The following is a 17,645-nucleotide window of genomic DNA, read 5'->3' as shown; positions in this document are numbered from 1 at the left end:
TCCTGCCTGCTGCCGCGCGCCGACGTCACGCAGTCCGGCCGGTGATCTGCCTCGCCCGCCTGTCCGCCGTCCCAGTCGGAGGACGGTCAGTGGTCCGCGGACTCCGACGCGACGGCGGTCGGCTCACCGGAGGCGACCCCCAGCGTGAACGGGTCGGCGCGCAGCGGATCGACCCGCCGACCGGTCCGGGCGTGGACCGGCCTGGGCGCCGCCCCCACCCCGCCGGCGGCGGCGACCGCCACGCTGAGGGCCGAGGTGGCGACGAGGCGGCGGCGCGTCAGGAACATCTGATTCCTCCAGCGCGGGAGACGTACGGGCCGTCGGCCGCCATCACCACCGGCCATCGATGAAGGGAGTCTTTCGAACGTCGGTCCGTCAGGTGACCGTCCAGCTTGACCTATCGCCGGCACCGCGATCCCGCGGCTGGCCGAGCACCGAATCGTCGGTCATGCTGGGACACCGTGACGACCCCTCACGATCTGGACGAACGGTTCCGGGCCGCGGTGACCGCGCTGCCCACGCCGGCCGCCCGCCGCGACCCAAACCTCCCGCTCGCCGACGACGGCCCATTGACCGGGGCCGACGCGCTCGACCTGTTCGGCGCCCAACTCGTCAGCCGGCACCTGGACCTGGCCGCGCGGTGGCTGCGCAGCTTCGGCGAGGGGTTCCACACCATCGGAGCCGCCGGCCACGAGATCACCGCTGCGCTCGCCCACGCGCTACGCCCCACCGACCCGGTGCTCGCCCACCACCGGTCCGCGGCGCTGTGGCTGGTCCGCGCCGCCCAGCACGGCCGTCCGGAAGCCGCGCGTGACCTGCTGCGCGGCATCGTCGCCGCCGCGACCGACCCGGCATCCGGGGGCCGCCACCGGTCCTACGGCTGCGTCGATCTGCACCTGCTGCCCACCACCGGCCTCTACGGCGCGCACCTGCCACGGGCCCTCGGCGTCGCCTTCGCCATCGAACGCGCGCCCCGCCTCCGGGCCGCCGGCGGGCCCCGCTCGCCCTGGCCCCAGGACGCGATCGCCGTCGCGGGCTTCGGCGACGGCGCCCTGCATCACACCAGCGCGTCCGCCGCGCTCACCGCCGCCGGCTGGTGCGACCGTTCCGGCCTACGGCTGCCGCTGCTGCTGGTCTGCGAGGACAACGGCATCGCCGGATCAGTCCGCTCGCCCGACGGCTGGACGGCCGACCTGCTGCGGTCCCGGCCCGGACTGCGCTACTTCAGCCCCGCCGGCGCCGACCTGCCCGCCGGCCACGCCGCGGCCAGCGAAGCCGTCGCCTGGGTGCGTCGCCACCGGCGACCCGCGATCCTGCGGCTGCGGACTGTCCGGCTCATGGGGCACGCCGCCGGCGACCCGGAGCGCAGCTACCGCCCCGCCGCCGACATCGCCCACGACCTGGCCGCCGATCCCCTCGTCGCCACCGCCAGAATCCTCGTCGCCGCCGGCATCATCACGCCGGAGGACGTCATCGCCCGCTACGACGAGGTCGGCTGGCGGATCCGAAAAGGCGCCGAGGAGGCGCTCGCGGAACCGAAGCTGGCCGATGCCGCCGCTGTCGCCGCGCCCATCGCGCCCCGCCGGCCCGTACGCGTCGCCCGGGAGATCACCGACGCCGCCAGGCACGCCGACGCCGGCGTCGAGGCCCGCAGCGTCGCGTTCGGCGGCGAGCTTCCCGAACACGCCGGCCCGCTCACCCTCGCCGAGACGATCACAGCGGCGCTCGCCGACGCGCTCCTGGCCAACCCCGCCGCGGTGCTGTTCGGGCCCGACGTGGCCGGCCGCGGCGGCGCGTACGGGATCACCTGCGGGCTACGGGACCGCTTCGGCCCGTCCCGCGTCTTCGACACCCTCTGCGACGAGACGGCGGTGGTAGGGCTCGGCCTAGGGGCCGCGGTAGGTGGGCTGCTCCCCATCGCCGAGCTGTCCCACCTCGGCTACCTGCGCGGCGCCGACGAGCAGCTCCGCGGCCAGGGCGCCACCGCCGGGTTCATCTCGGGCGGCGCCATGCGCAACCCGATGGTGCTGCGGGCGCCGGGACTCGCCTACGACCCGGCCGGCGGCGGGATGCTGCACAGCGACACCTCGCTGGCCGCGCTGCGGGACACCCCGGGACTGATCGTGGCCGTGCCGTCGCGGGCCCAGGACGCCGCGCCGATGCTGCGCGCCTGCGTCGCCGCCGCCGCCGTCGACGGCAGCGTCTGCGTCATCGTCGAGCCGGCCGCCCTGTACGACGTCCGTGACCTGCACGCCGACGGCGACGACGCGTGGACGAGCCGGTACGCGCCGCCCGCCCGGTGGGCCGCCGCCCACGTGCCGGTCGGCCGGGCACGGGCCTACCAACTGGGCAGTGGCGCCGACCTCACCATCGCCACCTTCGGCAACGGGGTCCGGATGTCGTTGCGGGTGGCCCGGGAGCTGGCCGACGACGACATCGGCGTCCGGGTGGTCGACCTGCGCTGGCTGTCGCCACTGCCCACCGCCGACCTGGCCCGCGAGGCCGCCGCCACCGGCCGGGTCCTCATCGTGGATGAAACACGCAGGTCAGGTGGGGTGGGGGAGGGGATCATCGCCGCGCTCCTGGACGCCGGATTCGTCGGCGCCGCCCGTCGGGTCGCCGCCGCCGACTCCTTCATTCCGATGGGTCCGGCTGCGAGACATGTGCTGGTCGGGGAAGATGCCATCAGGGACGGCGCGCTTGCCCTCGTGGGCAGGTAAATTGCGGTCCACCCGGTGCGCCACTTGCGTGACGGCGGACAACTGTGTGGACTACCCGCACCGACATCATCCGATGATGATCACTGGCCGGTCCTCCACGGGGAGAACCGGCAGGCGGTACCGGGGCGTCATCGTGGCGTCCTGTGTGCGACAAGGAGGCACCCGAGAAGTGAGCGCGACCGCAGGCCAGGCAGCCGACCCAGCGCGGAGCCTGGTGGACCGGTTCGGTGTCGAGCCGAGCATGGTGGTCATGGAGATCGGCTACGACGACGACGTCGACGCGCAACTCCGCGACGCCCTGATCGACCGCTGTGGGGAGCTGGTCGACGAAGACACCGACGAGGTCGTGGACGCTGTCCTGCTGTGGTGGCGCGACGACGACGGCGACCTGGTCGAAACCCTCATCGACGCGCTCGGCCCCCTGGCCGAGGGAGGCATCGTGTGGCTGTTGACCCCGAAGGCCGGACGGGACGGCCACGTCGAGCCGAGCGAGATCAGCGAAGCGGCGCCCACCGCCGGCCTCCAGCAGACCTCCACCCTCAACGCCGGCCGTGACTGGAGCGCCGCACGCCTGGTGCCCCGCGGCAGCGCCAAGGTCCGCAAGTGACGATGACGATCGACGTGGGGGCCAAGGCCCCGGACTTCAGGCTCAAGGATCAGAACAACCAGATCGTGCGGTTGGCTGACTTCGCCGGTCAACGGCCGGTGCTGCTGGTCTTCTACCCGCTGGCCTTCACCGGCGTCTGTAGCGGCGAGCTCCGAGAACTCCAGGACACTTTCGCCGACTACGCCGAGCAGGGTGTGGCCGTGCTCACGGTGAGCGTCGACTCTGTCTACAGCCACAAGGTCTTCGCCATGCAGGAAGGGTATGAGTTCCCCATGCTGGCCGACTTCTGGCCGCACGGCGACGTCGCCCGCCGCTACGGGGTCCTCAACGCCGACGCCGGCTTCGCCGACCGGGGCACCTTCCTCGTTGACCGCGACGGCATCGTCAAGTTCGCCGAGCACGCCGGACCGGGCGAGTCCCGTGACCAGGAGCGGTGGCGCAAGGCGGTGGCGGCGCTGGCCGACTGACCGGCCCGGCGTTCTGTCGGCTGTGGCGGCGGGAGGTACTATTGCCGCCGTCGCTGGGGCGCGTAGCTCAGTGGGAGAGCATCCGCCTTACAAGCGGAGGGTCAGGGGTTCGAAACCCTTCGCGCCCACCAGCAGGGTCTTATTACGCAGGTGTCCCCTCGGACATCGACGATGCCACCCGTGCGGATTGTGTCGGGTATGCGACAGAGGGTGGCGATCGAGCAGATTGCACCCCACCCTGGGGCAGATCCAAGCCGACAAGGGGACAGTCATGCAACGACTCTCGCGCACCACCACCCTCCTCACAGTCGCGGCGGTCAGCGTCGCCACGCTGACCGGGCTGACGGCTCTGCCTGCCGCCGCCCAGCCTGACAGCACGGTCCCGGCCCAGGAGCTCAACAACGCGACCCTGAGCATTCCGCCGCTGGCCGGCGAGCCGCAGTGCCCGAGCGGCCAGGTGAAGTTCACCAACGGACGGGCGACGGCCGGCGAGCTCGTCGAACTCGTTCTGGGCAAGCCCGTCAACACCAACCTGGACGGAGACGCCGCCGGCGAGACAGCGGTGCTGGTCACCTGCGCCGGCGTCACCAGCGTTGGCCAGATCATCGCCGTCGAGCGCGCCGATGCGGGCATCGTCGCCCTCGGCCGCGTCGTCGGGCCCCGTGCTGACGTCCGCGATGTGACGGGCGTCAAGGCGGCCAAGGACGGTGGTGTCGTCGCTACTGTCGCGGATCACGCCCCGCTCGACGGCGACAGCGCCCAGCCCCAGACCCAGGGCCGCACCTTCATCTGGAAGGCCGGCCGCTACGTCCAGTCCGCCGGGCCGAAGCACTTCCCGCTCCGTGATGACAGCACAGATATCGGGCTCGTCACCGGGGGTGTGGTCACCAAGGTTGTCGGCGGCGTCGTCAGTGGAAGCCTGACCGCCGTGGTTTCCAATGTGGGGCCGCGCGCCTCGACCGGTCAGATGATCGTCCTAGATGTTAAGGGTTGGAAGATCACCAGCGACGACGTCACTTGCCAGAACCCGGACGTCGGGACGCAGGTCTGCCGTCGTGAGGAGCCGCTGGAGCCTGGGGAGAGTGCCAGGCTGCGGTTCGCGATGCGCGCCGAGGCTGGTTCTAAGCCCGCCGCCACGGGCACCGCTCGGGTCAAGCTCATCGAGGGGATGACGGTTGACACCAACCTCGACAACGACATGTCCCCGATCCGCACCAGGGCGGCTTGAGCGGCGGTGGGGTCTCAGCGGCGGAAGGTCGTGGTCCGCTGGTCCTCCACCGGCGCCGCCCCGGTCCAGCGGTCGACGGTGTGGCGGGCGGCCCGACGGAGCCTGCCCAGGTCGTGGCGGGCCACCTCGATCCGGTAGCGCAGCAGGTCGCCCGTCTTGGGCCGGGAGCTGGCGTCCGGTTCGGCCGGCGGGTAGCCGTTGACTGCCAGCCGGCGTCGCAGTGTCGTCTCGCAGAGGCCCAGCTCTGTCGGGGTCAGCCGGCTGCGCCACGACTGCACCCGGGCCGTGGAGACGGCCTGGTGGGTTCGTTGGTGCCAGGTCTTGTGCTTGGGAACGGCGATCTTGGCGACCTTTGCCGGTTCGGTCATCGCCGGGTCGTATGGTTCGTCGAGGAATTCGCAGATGGCGCGCAGCGAGGTCTCGGGGTCGCTGACAAGGTCTTCGTACCGCAGTTGGTGGTAGGTGGCGGCGGGTAGGCTGCGGGCGGCCTCCGCGGCGCGGTCGACCGCCCGTGCCCAGGCCGCGGCGGCCGCCGGAACGCCGCGCTTGTGCCAGCTCATCTCCTTGAGCGAAGAGACGCAGTCGCGGCCGTCGCGGGTGATGTTGATGATCTGCGCGGTGGGGAACAGCCGCAGGATGACGTCGAGATGTGCGATGTACGCGGGACGCTTGTCGCCCCAGCGGGGTTTGTCGAACCGGCGTGCGTAGGCGCGGAAGACGGCGCCGACGGCCGATCCGAGGGTGGGCGGGCCGTCAACGATCTCTGAGATGACGGTTTCGGGGTCGAGGCTGAGGTCGTCGAAGCGGCTCTGCTTGCGCCTGACGATCCATTCGGCGAGCCGTCGGCGGTTGCCGGGGTTAGTGAGGTCGCCGAAGCGGCGGCGCTCGCGGTAGCCCTCGAGCAGGAACCGGGTCTCGGGCGGGATGGCGATGCGCGGGTGGGCGTGCAGCATGAGTTGGAGCATGGTGGTGCCGGACCGGGGGCAGCCGACGACGAAGATGGGGCGGTCGTTGTCCATGGCGCGCCTCCTGCGGTGCGCGGCCAGGGTGTTCGGGTAAGCCTGGCCGCCGAGCGCCGCCGCCGGCGGCGGCGGGAATCGTCTGCAGGACGTAACGACCTAGAACGGACAAAAGTTCCTATTTGCTAAACGGACAAAAGTCTCTCCGAGTGGTGGGAGCGACGGCTCAGGCGGCGAGCGTCGCCCGCACCGGCCGGCTGGCGGCATTCGCATCAACGTCGGCGGGGCCTGCGGTGTCGGGGGGCGTAGGCGTGTCGGTGGGGACGGCGGTGAGCGCGTCGGCGATGAGGGCCTGGAGCGCGTACGGGTCGGGCAGCCGCCACTCGACCTCATTGGGCGCGATGGACCAGCGCACCTGGCCCTCCGGCAGCCGGGTGGGCGGCGCGGGCACCCAGGAGCCGGCGCCGTGGAGGAGCACGTCGGGGTGTCCGTCGAGTTCGGGCCGTAGCCGGGCGCCGGGCTCGACGAGGAACATCCAGCGGCCGGTGGGGGTGACCGCCAACGGGCCGCGTAGTCGCCGCCGGCTCGGGCCGAGGACCTGCCCGTGCGCCTTGGCCAACCGCAGCACCCACAGGCCGAGGTAGGCGGGGACGTCGAGCACGTCGAGCGGTCCGCCGGTGGCGAGCAGGACGGTGTGCGGGCGGCGGCGCCACCACTGGGAGATCTGGGCGCGTTCGGTGCTGGCGTCGGCCTGCCAGCAGGCGAGGGCGGGATGGCAGGCCAGGGTGGGGCAGCCGGGACGGTCGCAGGCGTACCGGTCGCCGGTCAGGACGGCGCCGGGTGTGACCGACCAGCCGTGGCGCGCGTACCGCAGCGCGGCGCGGCGGAGCCGTGGGAGATCGACGAGTCGCGTGTGAAGCTGCTGACGCATCTGGGATTACCCCTTTCGTCACAGGGTGTGCCGCGGGAGCGCCACATCACCGTTACCGCGTTGGCCAGTGCTCGTTGCGAGTGACAGGAAGGCGTGTGCAAGTTGCACACGGGCCTACGACATACAGTCATACGTCCGGCCTTCCGAACGGTGACGCACAAACTGTGTGGTACCGGTTCTCATGTGACGTGGTCCACAAGCGGGTGTCCAGTTCGAGCACTGCGGGGGCGGTGTGTGTCGGACTCTCGACGTGTGGAGCACAGGGGGAGGGACGCACCATGGACGAGATGCCGATCGGACGGCGGGTGGCCTACTGGCGGGGGCGGCGCAAGATGTCCCAGCAGGTCTTCGCCGATCGCCTGGGCAAGTCCAAGAGCTGGGTGGACAAGGTGGAGCGTGGCGTTCGCCGGCTCGACAAGTTCTCCGTCATCTACGAGATAGCCGAGGTGCTGGGGGTCGACGCTCAGTTGCTGCTGGGCAAGGAGCCCGAGCGCCGACCGGACAGCGTCAACTGCATCGACCAGATGGAGGTCGAGGAGATCCGCTCAGCGCTGGAGCGGTACGACCAGATCAGCGCGTTCTTCTACGCAGCCCCTCAGCCGCCACCCCTGGCTGAGGTGCGCAAGGCCGTCAGCCACGCCTGGCTGACCTACCAGCACGCCAAGTACGGCGTCCTCGCCCGGACCCTGCCGCGGCTGCTGCGCGAGGCGCAGAGCGCCGACACCGCCTACGCCAGGTCCGACGGCGCGGAGGAGGCCGCCCACCTGCTCGGGCAGGTCTACCAGATCGCGTCGTCGGCGTTGCGTAAGCTCGGCGAGCACGAGCTGTCCTGGCTGGCCGCCGACCGTTCGATCGCGGTGTCCCAGCGGGCCGGGGACTATCTGCTGGCCGGCATCGCCAGCTACCGGGTCGGCAGCGCGCTGCTCGCGCTCGGGCGCGCCCGGCCGGCTCTCGAAGTCAATATCAACATCGCCAACCGCCTCGCCACCGATCTCGGCGGCGACGGCGCGAACCCGGAGCGGCTGAGCGTCTACGGCATGTTGCTGCTCAACGGCGCCATGGCCGCGGCCCGGACCGGTTGCAGCGCCACCGTGCGCGACCTCATCGCGGGCGCCGAGGAGGCCGCCAACCAGCTCGGCGGCGACTACAACCATTACTGGACGTGTTTCGGGCCCACGAACGTGCAGCTGCACAAAGCGGCGGCCGCCGTCGAGATGGGGGAGGGCCGCGTGGCGGTCCAGACCCACCAGGAGATCGACCCGGCCGGATTCGCGGCGCTGCTGCCGGAGCGCCGGGCCCACCACTTCATCGACGTCGCCCGCGCGTACACCCAGATGGGCGACGTCGAGAAGGCCGCGGAGCTGCTGCTGGAGGGCGACAGGCTCGCCCCGGCCGAGATTCGGTGCCGTCCGGCGGCCCATGAGATATTGACCGATGTGCTTCGTCGCACCCGGGGCACGCCGGCCGCGCCGATCGCCGAGCTGGCAGAGAACATGGGGGTGGGCGTGTGACAGCGGCGCCGCTGCGATGACCGAAACCAGCCGGGTGCTTTACAGCATCGTCTGCGGATCACCACCGGCACACGACGTCGGTCGGTTGGTCACGCTGGGCCAGCGGGCCGGTTGGCGGGTGTGCGTCATCACCACACCCGCCGGTCGGCGTTTCGTGGACGTGGACGCGCTGGCCGCGCAGACCGGGCACCCGGTACGCAGCCATTACAAGGAGCCCGACGCCGCGGACGTCCTGCCGCCGCCCGACGCGCTGGTCGTGGCCCCGGCCACCGCCAACACGATGAACAAGTGGCGGGCTGGCATCGCCGACACTCTCGCGCTCGGCCTGCTCGTCGAGGGGCTGGGGCGTGGGCTGCCCATCGTCGCCGCGCCGTCGGTCAACAGCGCCCTGGCCGCGCACCCGGCGTTCGGCCAGAGCGTCGCGATGCTGCGCGAGTGGGGGGTACGGGTCCTGTTCGGCGAAGGCCCGCACCAGCCGCACCCGCCCGGGGCCGGCGACCCGGACGATTTCCCTTGGGAGCAGGTCGTCGCGGCGCTGGGCGCCCTGGTACCGAGGCCGCCCGCGACGCCCGCCACTTGGTAGCCTCGCGGCCGTGACCGCCGCCAATCCAGCCGACGCCCCGACGCGCTCCGTCGCCGAGGTCGTCGCCGCGCTGGAACACCGTTACCCGACCGCCTGGGCCGAGACCTGGGACCGGGTCGGCCTGGTCCTCGGCGAGCCCGGCGCCCCGGCGCGGCGGGCGTTGTGTGTCGTCGACTGTGTGCCGGAGACGGTCGGGCAGGCGCTGGCCGTGGGCGCGGACCTCATCGTCGCCCACCACCCGCTGCTGCTGCGTGGCGTGTCCTCGGTGGCGCCCACGACGTTCAAGGGCCGGATCGTCCACGATCTGATCCGGGCGGGCGTAGCCCTGTACGTCGCGCACACCAACGCCGACGTCGCCAACCCCGGCGTCTCCGACGCGCTCGCCGCGCGGCTCGGCCTCACCGGTCTGCGGCCGCTGCGTCCGGCGGCCCCCGGCACCGCCGCCGCCGGCGACGGCCGGGGAATCGGTCGGATCGGACGCCTCCCCGAGCCGATGTCGCTGACCGACTTCGCCAAGCTCGCCGCCCGCCAGCTGCCGGCGACCGCCTGGGGCGTGCGGGCGGCCGGCGACCCTGACCGCGTGGTGCAGCTGGTGGCGGTCAGTGGCGGGGCCGGCGACAGCTACCTTGCCGACGCCGCGGCCGCCGGGGTCGATGTCTTCCTCACCTCGGACCTACGTCACCACCCCGCTGGCGAACACCTGGCCGCCGGCGGACCGGCCCTGGTCGACGCCGCGCACTGGGCAACCGAACTCCCGTGGCTCGACGCGCTCGCCGGTCAGTTGCGCGATCTGGGCCTGGACGTTGTCGTCTCCGACCTCGACACCGACCCGTGGACCATCCACCATCCCAGTCCCTTGAAGGAGACCCTGTGAAGGCTGCACCCGCCGCCCAGCTACGCCTGCTCGACCTCCAGACCGTCGACACGGCCCTGGCGCAGCTCGCGCACCGGCGGCGCAGCCTTCCCGAGATCGCCGAGCTGGACGCCCTGGCCCGGGAGCTGTCGAAGCTGGAGGACGAGCGGGTCCGCGCCCAGGTCGCCGTCGATGATCTCGACCGGGACATCGCCCGGCTGGAGTCCGACACCGACCAGGTCCGGGCGCGCAAGCGCAAGGACGAGGACCGGCTGGTCGGCGGCGGATTGCCGGCCCGGGAGCTGACCGCCCTGCAACACGAGGTCGAGTCACTGACCCGCCGCCAGGGCGAGTTGGAGGACGCCGAGCTGGCGCTCATGGAGCAGCGCGAACAGGCCCAGGCCAACCTCGACGGCGTCACCGAGCGGCTCTCCGCCACCCGCGCCAACCGGGACGAGGCACAGCGCCGCCACGACGAAACGCTCGCCGGCATCAGCCGCGACGAGGAGTTCCATCGGACCGCACGTCAGGCCGTCGTCGCGGATCTGCCCGGGGATCTGGTGAGCCTGTACCTGAAGGTGCAGGACAGCGCCGGGGTGATGGCGGCGGCGTTGGTGCAGGGCGGTCGGTGTGGCGGTTGCCGGATCGAGTTCTCCGGCAGCGAGCGCGCCCGACTCAAAGCCGCCGCCGCCGACGAGATCACGCGCTGCGAGGACTGCCGTCGGATCATGGTGCGTACCAGCGAGTCCGGGCTGTGACAGCGGCCGGCCGTCGGGTCGTCGTCGAAGCCGATGGCGGCTCCCGGGGGAATCCGGGACCGGCCGGTTACGGCGCGGTCGTCCGGGACGCCGGGACCGGCGAGTTGTTGTCCGAGCGGGCCGAGGCGCTCGGCGTCGCCACGAACAACGTGGCCGAGTACTCCGGACTGGTCGCCGGCCTGGAAGCGGCGGCTGAGGTGGGCGCCGCCGAAGTTCATGTTCGGATGGACTCCAAACTGGTCGTCGAGCAGATGTGCGGCCGGTGGCAGATCAAGAACGCCGGCCTGCGGCCGCTGGCGGCGCGGGCCGCCGCGCTGGGCCGGCGGTTCTCGACCGTGTCGTACGAGTGGATCCCGCGCGCCGAGAACATCGAAGCCGACCGGCTCGCCAACGAGGCCATGGACGCCGCCGCCGGCAGGGCAGTCAAGCCGAGGACGCCGCTGGAGGTCACCGAGCCGCCTCCGCAACGGACGTCGTCCGTCGGGGACGCCACCACCCCGTCCCTGGCCCCACCGGCGGATCCCGCCGACGCGCTGACCGGCTGGACCCCGCCGCCCAGCGACGAGCGGCTGCGCCTCATCATCGTCCGGCACGGCGAGACCGACTGGACCAGGCAGGGACGGTACGCCGGCCGCGCCGACATGCCGTTGAGCCGGCACGGCCGGGCCCAGGCCGCGGCGCTCGCCCGGCGCGTCGTCGCGCTCGACGACCGGATCACCGCGGTGGTCAGCTCCCCGCTGGGCCGGTGTGTGGCGACGGCGGAGACGATCGCCGCCGCCAGCGGCGGCGGGCCCGTGACGGCCATGGCCGACCTGGTCGAGTGCGACTTCGGCGACTGGGACGGTCTCACCTTCGTCCAGGTCGGGCAGAAGTGGCCGGCTGAGCACCGGGCGTGGCTGGCGTCCCCGGCCGTGGCCCCGCCGGGAGGCGAGTCGTTCCAGCAGGTCGCCGTTCGCGCTCGCCGGGCGCTGGCCGCGATCCGGTCCCGGCATCACACCGGGACGGTCGTGCTGGTCAGCCACGTCTCGCCGATCAAACTGCTGCTGCGCGACGCGCTCGCCGCTGGTGACGCCTTCCTGCACCGGCTCTACCTGGAGCCGGCCGGCATGTCCATCGTCGACACCTGGCCCGACGGCGGGGTGGCCGTCCGGTGTGTCAACGACACCGCCCACCTGCCGCCACGGGCCGGCTGAGCGCCCGGCCGTGCCTGGCGGCGGCAGCGTGTCACGGACCGAGCAGGATCTCCAAGTCTCGTACGGCGATCTCGGCCAGGTCAGGCAACTGCTCCGGGTCGAGGCGGACGCCGCGAAGGCTGATGAGCCCTGACAGCTCGGCGACCCTGCTCCCACGCAGGTCGGTTCCCCGCACGTCGGTGTCGTCGAGAGCCAGTCGGGTGAGCGTGCATTCGTCCAGGACGACGTTCGGCAGCCGGCACGCGGTCAGGGCGGCGTCGACCAGCACGCAGTCGGTGAAGGCGACCGGTCCGGCGGCCTGTACGTGGTCGAGGACGGCGTAGTCGAGCCGGCAGCCGTCGAACACGACGTTCTTGAGCGTGACCTCACGCAGCCGGATGCCGGTCATGCGACAACCGGTGAACGTGGCGCGGTCGACGGTGACCCTGTCCCACCGCGCCGACGACAGGTCGCATCGGACCAGCTCGGTGCGGTCGAGGGCCGTCGCCCTCCACTCGCTGTCGCTCAGGTCGACGCCGACGAGGCGGCTGCCTGTCACCCGCCCGCCCGCCATCGTCGTGTGCGACCAGTCGTCGCCGTCGTGCAGCTCCTCGAAGATCTCGTCTTCCGGCGCGCCTTCCACCGGGTCGAGGTCGTCATCGTCCAGCCCCGGCAGCAGGATGGTCAGGTCGCGGATCTGGCGGTGCTTCACGCTCGGTCTCCTTCGGTCGGGTCCCAGCCAGTGTGGTCCTGCCCGGCTCGGTAGCGCGACGGCCCTGGCGCGCCGTCCCCGGGTTGGAGGAACTGGGCGTAGTGGGCCCGGCGGCGGATGATGGTTTCGGCGTGACTGCACGGGATCGGCTGGCCGCAGGAGCAACAGCGGTGTGTGCCCGGCCGGTGTTGGCTGAGCAGTTCGTCGGCGGCGGCGACCTGCTCGCCTGCGAAGACGCGAAGCTCATCGCGGGTCATCGGCATTTCGCGTCCCTTTCCATCGGCGCGCGGCGCCGTGCGCTGGCGTGGGATGACCGGGCTCCGTCCGATCACCCGGCCAGCTGGGGCGGGTCCCGGAGATGCTGCGGCGGCGAACATGACTACCTCCACGGCCGGCTGTCCACGCGAGGGGTGGCGCTGGGTTCGGAGGCGCTGACCAGCCCGGTCGCGGGGGACCGCGGGCTGATCGGCGCCGGCTCATCAGACCCGCGTGATCTTGACTACAGAACGCCACTGGCCTGTCACCATTCAACTGTGAGTCTGCCCAAAAGGCAATGCCATGTCTGATGTAGATAATCTAGTCCGTCTACATTAAGCGGGCGTGTTTCGAGATGTTGCATTCAAGTGTGGGCCTCTGTCCCCCACCCATGCCGCCGTGTTTTACTTGGGCATCACATCTGCCCATCCCCTGGGAGGTGAGCGTGACCGACCTACATGGATCGACATTGCTTCGCAGGCACATCGGGCGTCGGTTCGAGGCGCTGCGGTTGCGGGCCGGCCTGACTCAGGCGCAGGCCGCCGAAGCTTTGGAGCGGGGGCGCGCCACGATCGGGCGGATCGAAGACGGCGACGAGCGGGTGCGCTTCCGGACCAACGACGTCAGGGCGATGCTCGACCTCTACGGAGCGCCTGAGGCCGAACGTGAGGTGCTGCTCGGCATGACGGCCGAGACCCGCAACGGTCGGCACAAGAGCTGGTGGCACGACTACACCGAGACAGAGCTTCCGAACTGGTTCGGGCTCTACGTCTCGCTCGAAGACGGCGCCGAGACCATCCGCCAGTTCGAGGCCGAGCTGGTGCCCGGCCTGCTGCAAACCCGCGCGTACGCGGAGGAGCTGACCGGCATCCCCGACGGGTACCTCGATGCGCAGGAGCGCGAACGTCGGGTCAACGTCCGGATGGAACGGCAGTCTGTCCTGACGCGCCCGCGGGCGCCCCGGTTGGACGTCATCCTCAGCGAGGCCGTGCTGCGACGCGAGGTCGGCGGCGCTGCCCGGATGGCGGACCAGCTCGACTCACTCATCGAGTCGAGCAAGCAGGCCAACATCTCGGTACGGGTGGTTCCGTTCGCGGCCGGAGTCCACGGCGGCATGGCCGCCGTTGCCCCATTCACCATCCTCGATTTTCCCGTAGACCGGCTCAGCGGCGAGCCGATCGAACCGCCAATGGCCTACGCCGAGTCTCTAACGGGAGCCATGTACCTCACGCGGAACGATGAAGTCCGCGCCTACCAGGGTGTCTGGAACGATCTGGAACGCCGAGCTCTGGACGAAACCTCGTCGAAGGACATGATCACCACCATCTGTAAGGAGTACACCAGTGGCTGACCTCACCGGAGCTGCCTGGCGTAAGAGCCAGCGCAGCGGCAACGGCGGCAACTGCGTCGAGGTCGCGGACAACCTGCTCGCCAGGGAGGGTCGGGTCTTCGTCCGCGACAGTAAGGAACCCGACGCCGGCACGCTCGCCTTCACCCGCGCCGAGTGGACCGCCTTCATCGGCGGCGTCCGCGACGGCGAGTTCGACCTGTAGACCGCCCACTCTGGCGCACGGCGCCCTCGCCTAGCGAGGGCGCCGTGGCGCACCAATCGCATCGCCGCTCCTGGACTGGACGTACCGTGAGCCGGTGACCAGCTCCGTCACGGCCGACACGGCCGCCTTGACAGGGTCATCGCTGAGTGGTCAAGATCCGCTGTGGATGACGTCCCACGTATCGACGCTGCGGTGCTTCGGGTCAGCGCCGAAGTGAGGGCAGCGGCGGCGGAGTGTCCGATGAATGGACAGTCCCCAGCCCAGCATCAAGATCGAATTACGCTACGTGGCATTGGGTAAGTCCGTTGCTTCGTCGATGGGTCCCCGTGATGCTGTCCAGATGGACGTGGACGCTGCGGTGCGGGACTGGCGAAGCAATGGTTTTGTGATCCTTCCGGGTTTTCTGGATGCGGAGGAGGCCGGGCCGGCAGCCGCTGAGCTGGGCCTGATGTTTCCGTCGGCGGAGGGCTTCCACAGCGGGAGTGACCCACGCCGGGAGCGGTTTGTTGGTGAGGAGTTCGCCGGGATCGACACCTTTCCATTCGCGAGCGCCGAACTCAACTTGCTCGCCGTACACCAACGCATCCTTGGCCTGGCCGAGGCGCTGCTGGGAGATGACGACCTGCTCATTTACGGGGCCGAGGCCTGGGCCAAGTACACCGGGCCTGCGACTACGACCAGGACATGCATCGGGACTACCTCAACCACACCCTCCTGGTGCCCAGCACCGCTCCCGGTTGCCGACAGCTGGAGATGTTTGTGTTCCTTACCGATGTGCCGGAGACACTCGGCCCGCCGCACCTGGTCTCTCGCCGGCACAGCGCCCACCTACCGTCCATGCCGAACTGGTACCTGCGGCCGGGACGGGGCGGTTCCTCCTTCGAGGCTGACGGCGGCGGCGCGGAGCTCTATCGGGCTGCGGTCTCGGGCGCCGGTCCGGCGGGCACCGCCATCGCATTTGAGGCTGGAACCTTCCACCGAGGTACGCAGCTGACCGCGCCTGGGGGTGCCCGGTACAGCATGCATTTGTGCTTCCGTCCGGCCCACCTCCACTGGGGCCAGCGCGTCGGTTGGGCCGCCCGTAGCTACTCGCGCGAGTGGGTGGAGTTCATCGGCCGGGCCACCCCGCGCCAATTGCAGGTCTTCGGATTCCCACCCCTGGGGCACCCGTACTGGACGCTGGAAACCCTCGCCGGCATGGCCCAGCGCTACCCGATGCTCGACCTCACCCCCTGGCACAACCACCGCCAGGCGTAGCCCCAATGCGGCTACTTGAGCGCAGCTGATCTTGGTATGGAGCGAAGCCGGAATGCGAATCAGAACGGTGCGGGGCCGCTACCGGTGAGTGTCAGGAGGATCTGCGTCGCGAGCAGCTTCCGGACGCCGGTGACGGACACCGACCCGATCTGGTCGTACGGCAGTTCCAAGGAAAGCCCCTCGCCAGCGTTGCGGATGTCTGCGCTGGTCTGGTCCGGACGGAACGTGCCACCCCAGCCCTCGATACCTCCGCGCTGATTGGTGCTGAGCGAAGCCGTGCCGGCCACCTGGGTGCCGTCGGCGCGGGTCAGCCTCGCCGGACCGGAGTAGGTCGTCATGATGGGCAACGGTAACCGGGGCTCCCGCAGCATCGCGGCCCACCCGTGGGTGATCTGGCGAGCATCTGCCCCCCGCCTCGACGAACATTCGATGCACGACGGCCCCAGGCAGCGCGCACGCTCTGTCAAGCGCCGGGTTTGATGGAGGGTGTGATCACCCGCTCGTGACGAGTTCGGGCGCGGTCTGTTGGTGGTAGTTGATCTCGTGCTCGACGGGCGGGAGATGGCCGAGTTCGCCGTGGAGGCGTCGGTGGTTGTACCAGTCGATGTACTCGGCGACGGCGATCTCCACATCGTCGACGCTGCGCCAGGGCCCTTTGTTGCGGATCAGTTCGGCCTTGAAGAGCGAGTTGAACGCTTCGGCCATGGCGTTGTCGTAGCTGTCACCGACGGTGCCGACTGAGGCGACCGCGCCGGCCTCGGCCAGCCGGGACGTGTAGCGAATCGCTACATATTGGACTCCGCGGTCGGAGTGGTGGACCAGTTCGCTGGTGTCGTGGCCAGCCCGATCGCGGGTCCATAAGCCCATCTCCAGGGCATCAATGGCCAGATCGGCGCGCAGGCTGGTGGACACCTGCCAGCCCACGACGCGGCGGGAGTAGACGTCCAGGACGAACGCGGCGTACACCCAGCCGTTGAAGGTGCGAATGTAGGTGATGTCGGCAACCCACAGCCGGTTCGGTGCCGCCGCGGTGAACGCCCGTTTGACCAGGTCAGGGCGAGTGTCCGGGCCGGTGCCCGAGTGGGTGGTGCGTGGCGGACGTCCGCGCCGGATACCGCGTAGGCCAGCGGCCTTCATCAGCCGTCCGACGGTGCAGCGGGCCACCGGCTGCCCGCCGACACCACCCTGGCGGGCCAGCTCCGCATAGACCTTCCGGACGCCGTAGACGCTGTAATTGCGCTCGTGTACCTGCTCGATGACCTCAGTGACCTGCACGTCCCGGCGGGCCCGCGCCGACGGCGGACGTGACCGGGCTGCGTAGTAGGTGCTCGGGGCGATCTTCACACCCGCGTCGGTGAGCGTGGCGCAGATCGGCTCGACCCCGAAGGTGTCCTTGTTCGCGTCGATGTAGTCGATGATCAGCGGGCGGGGCGGTCGAGCTCCGCCGCGAAGAAAGCCGACGCACTACGCAAGATCCCGTTAGCGCGGCGTAGCTCCCGGTTCTCCCGTTCCAACTCCGCGATCCGCTGCGCGTCGCTGCTCGTGGTGCCCGGCCGCTGCCCACCATCGATCTCCGCGCGCTTGACCCAGCCCCGCAACGCCTCCGGATGAACACCAAGCTGACCAGCGATCCGCCCAATCGCGCCAGCCGCCGCGGCCGGGTCCCGGCGCACCTCCATCACCATCCGAACCGCACGCTCACGCAGCTCATCGGGGTACTTCCTCGGTGCAGGCATCGCTGTCGTTCCTCCCAGGTTTCGATGCCTCCATCAAACCCGGCACGCAACACATCGTCCGCGCAGCCGTCCACCTCACCCACTTCGAATACCGGTACCTACCGAACCCTCGTTGAGATCACCTCAGTGGGCATGCGTCCTATTGGCGACGCTGGCGACGCTGGCGGCGTGGCCTTGGCGAATGGCATCTGGCAGGTGGCCTGTCGTGGCCTATCCACTGAACGTCCCCGACCACCACGACACCCTCATCTGGCTCCCTTCTGTGTCAAGCGGCTAGCCGTTGTGGTGTTTTAGGGTTGGTGGTGGCGGGTCCGGGGTGTGGCTTGTCCGAAGTGCCGGTGTG

At 70.6% G+C, this 17,645-nt stretch carries 19 protein-coding genes, 1 tRNA gene and 1 other annotated feature; of the genes, 13 read left to right on the top strand and 7 right to left on the bottom strand.

Going from position 1 to position 17,645, the window contains the following annotated elements; all coding sequences use genetic code 11:
* Positions 1–86 precede the first annotated feature (86 nt).
* Positions 87–287, bottom strand: coding sequence for a hypothetical protein (locus tag ABD287_RS09685; protein WP_344171413.1), 201 nt, complete (start codon positions 285–287; stop codon positions 87–89).
* Positions 288–461: 174 nt separating this feature from the next.
* Between ABD287_RS09685 and ABD287_RS09680 the strand changes: the two genes are divergently transcribed.
* The 5 genes from ABD287_RS09680 to ABD287_RS09660 all read left to right on the top strand — a co-directional run bounded on the left by ABD287_RS09680 (position 462) and on the right by ABD287_RS09660 (position 5,022).
* A complete protein-coding gene (locus ABD287_RS09680; RefSeq protein ID WP_344171411.1) occupies positions 462–2,720 on the top strand; it encodes a transketolase C-terminal domain-containing protein in 2,259 nt (752 codons plus the stop codon).
* A gap of 169 nt (positions 2,721–2,889) precedes the next feature.
* Positions 2,890–3,327: a DUF3052 domain-containing protein gene (locus ABD287_RS09675; RefSeq protein WP_344171409.1), complete on the top strand. Its 438-nt coding sequence runs from the start codon at positions 2,890–2,892 to the stop codon at positions 3,325–3,327.
* 2 nt (positions 3,328–3,329) lie between these two features.
* On the top strand, positions 3,330–3,794 hold the full coding sequence (locus ABD287_RS09670) for a peroxiredoxin (protein ID WP_344171650.1): 465 nt from the start codon (positions 3,330–3,332) through the stop codon (positions 3,792–3,794).
* A 56-nt stretch (positions 3,795–3,850) separates the two neighbouring features.
* Positions 3,851–3,925 (top strand) — tRNA-Val (locus ABD287_RS09665).
* A gap of 140 nt (positions 3,926–4,065) precedes the next feature.
* Positions 4,066–5,022 (top strand): hypothetical protein, encoded by a 957-nt coding sequence (locus ABD287_RS09660; RefSeq protein ID WP_344171407.1) that lies wholly within the window; start codon positions 4,066–4,068, stop codon positions 5,020–5,022.
* A gap of 14 nt (positions 5,023–5,036) precedes the next feature.
* Here the strand turns inward: ABD287_RS09660 and ABD287_RS09655 are convergent, their stop codons facing one another.
* Together ABD287_RS09655 and ABD287_RS09650 are read right to left on the bottom strand one after the other, a co-directional pair.
* A complete protein-coding gene (locus tag ABD287_RS09655) occupies positions 5,037–6,041 on the bottom strand; it encodes a sulfotransferase family protein (protein ID WP_344171405.1) in 1,005 nt (334 codons plus the stop codon).
* A 166-nt stretch (positions 6,042–6,207) separates the two neighbouring features.
* Positions 6,208–6,912 carry a bifunctional DNA primase/polymerase gene (locus ABD287_RS09650; protein WP_344171403.1) on the bottom strand — a complete coding sequence of 235 codons (705 nt, stop codon included), beginning with the start codon at positions 6,910–6,912 and terminating at the stop codon, positions 6,208–6,210.
* Between the two features lie 278 nt (positions 6,913–7,190).
* On the opposite strand from ABD287_RS09650, the gene ABD287_RS09645 reads away from it, so the two are divergent.
* From ABD287_RS09645 to ABD287_RS09625, 5 genes are read left to right on the top strand one after another with little or no spacing between them, the layout of a single operon-like run.
* On the top strand, positions 7,191–8,423 hold the full coding sequence (locus ABD287_RS09645) for a helix-turn-helix domain-containing protein (protein WP_344171401.1): 1,233 nt from the start codon (positions 7,191–7,193) through the stop codon (positions 8,421–8,423).
* Between the two features lie 16 nt (positions 8,424–8,439).
* Positions 8,440–9,006, top strand: a complete 567-nt coding sequence (locus ABD287_RS09640; RefSeq protein ID WP_344171399.1) for a flavoprotein — start codon at positions 8,440–8,442, stop codon at positions 9,004–9,006.
* Between the two features lie 10 nt (positions 9,007–9,016).
* Positions 9,017–9,880: a Nif3-like dinuclear metal center hexameric protein gene (locus tag ABD287_RS09635; protein WP_344171397.1), complete on the top strand. Its 864-nt coding sequence runs from the start codon at positions 9,017–9,019 to the stop codon at positions 9,878–9,880.
* Complete coding sequence (locus tag ABD287_RS09630) at positions 9,877–10,617, top strand: zinc ribbon domain-containing protein (protein ID WP_344171395.1); 741 nt, start codon at positions 9,877–9,879, stop codon at positions 10,615–10,617. Before ABD287_RS09635 ends, ABD287_RS09630 begins: the two co-directional genes overlap by 4 nt.
* Positions 10,614–11,810, top strand: a complete 1,197-nt coding sequence (locus tag ABD287_RS09625) for a bifunctional RNase H/acid phosphatase (protein WP_344171394.1) — start codon at positions 10,614–10,616, stop codon at positions 11,808–11,810. The genes ABD287_RS09630 and ABD287_RS09625 overlap by 4 nt, the downstream gene beginning before the upstream one ends.
* 31 nt (positions 11,811–11,841) lie before the next feature.
* Here ABD287_RS09625 and ABD287_RS09620 read toward each other — a convergent pair whose 3' ends face one another.
* Positions 11,842–12,501, bottom strand: coding sequence for a pentapeptide repeat-containing protein (locus ABD287_RS09620; RefSeq protein ID WP_344171393.1), 660 nt, complete (start codon positions 12,499–12,501; stop codon positions 11,842–11,844).
* Entirely contained in the window at positions 12,498–12,764 is a 267-nt protein-coding gene (locus tag ABD287_RS09615; protein ID WP_344171392.1) for a hypothetical protein, read from the bottom strand. The genes ABD287_RS09620 and ABD287_RS09615 overlap by 4 nt, the downstream gene beginning before the upstream one ends.
* A 461-nt stretch (positions 12,765–13,225) precedes the next feature.
* Here ABD287_RS09615 and ABD287_RS09610 point away from each other — a divergent pair, with 461 nt between their 5' ends.
* The 3 genes from ABD287_RS09610 to ABD287_RS09600 all read left to right on the top strand — a co-directional run bounded on the left by ABD287_RS09610 (position 13,226) and on the right by ABD287_RS09600 (position 15,566).
* Positions 13,226–14,107 (top strand): helix-turn-helix domain-containing protein, encoded by an 882-nt coding sequence (locus tag ABD287_RS09610; protein ID WP_344171647.1) that lies wholly within the window; start codon positions 13,226–13,228, stop codon positions 14,105–14,107.
* Complete coding sequence (locus ABD287_RS09605) at positions 14,100–14,309, top strand: DUF397 domain-containing protein (protein ID WP_344171390.1); 210 nt, start codon at positions 14,100–14,102, stop codon at positions 14,307–14,309. The genes ABD287_RS09610 and ABD287_RS09605 overlap by 8 nt, the downstream gene beginning before the upstream one ends.
* 684 nt (positions 14,310–14,993) lie before the next feature.
* Positions 14,994–15,566 carry a phytanoyl-CoA dioxygenase family protein gene (locus tag ABD287_RS09600; RefSeq protein WP_344171388.1) on the top strand — a complete coding sequence of 191 codons (573 nt, stop codon included), beginning with the start codon at positions 14,994–14,996 and terminating at the stop codon, positions 15,564–15,566.
* Between the two features lie 59 nt (positions 15,567–15,625).
* Here the strand turns inward: ABD287_RS09600 and ABD287_RS09595 are convergent, their stop codons facing one another.
* Both ABD287_RS09595 and ABD287_RS09590 read right to left on the bottom strand, forming a co-directional pair.
* A complete protein-coding gene (locus tag ABD287_RS09595) occupies positions 15,626–15,904 on the bottom strand; it encodes a hypothetical protein (RefSeq protein WP_344171386.1) in 279 nt (92 codons plus the stop codon).
* Positions 15,905–16,058: 154 nt separating this feature from the next.
* Positions 16,059–17,302 (bottom strand): IS3 family transposase gene (locus ABD287_RS09590; protein ID WP_344171384.1). Its coding sequence is split into 2 segments (ribosomal slippage): positions 16,059–17,023 and positions 17,023–17,302, totalling 1,245 coding nucleotides; the frame shifts between segments, so codons are not numbered across the junction.
* Positions 16,896–17,024, bottom strand: a sequence feature (AL1L pseudoknot). Its footprint overlaps the gene before it by 129 nt.
* Positions 17,303–17,645 lie beyond the last annotated feature (343 nt).

The organism is Pilimelia columellifera subsp. columellifera (assembly GCF_039532605.1).
Lineage (GTDB): Bacteria > Actinomycetota > Actinomycetes > Mycobacteriales > Micromonosporaceae > Pilimelia > Pilimelia columellifera.
This window is presented reverse-complemented; position numbering and strand designations above follow the sequence as displayed.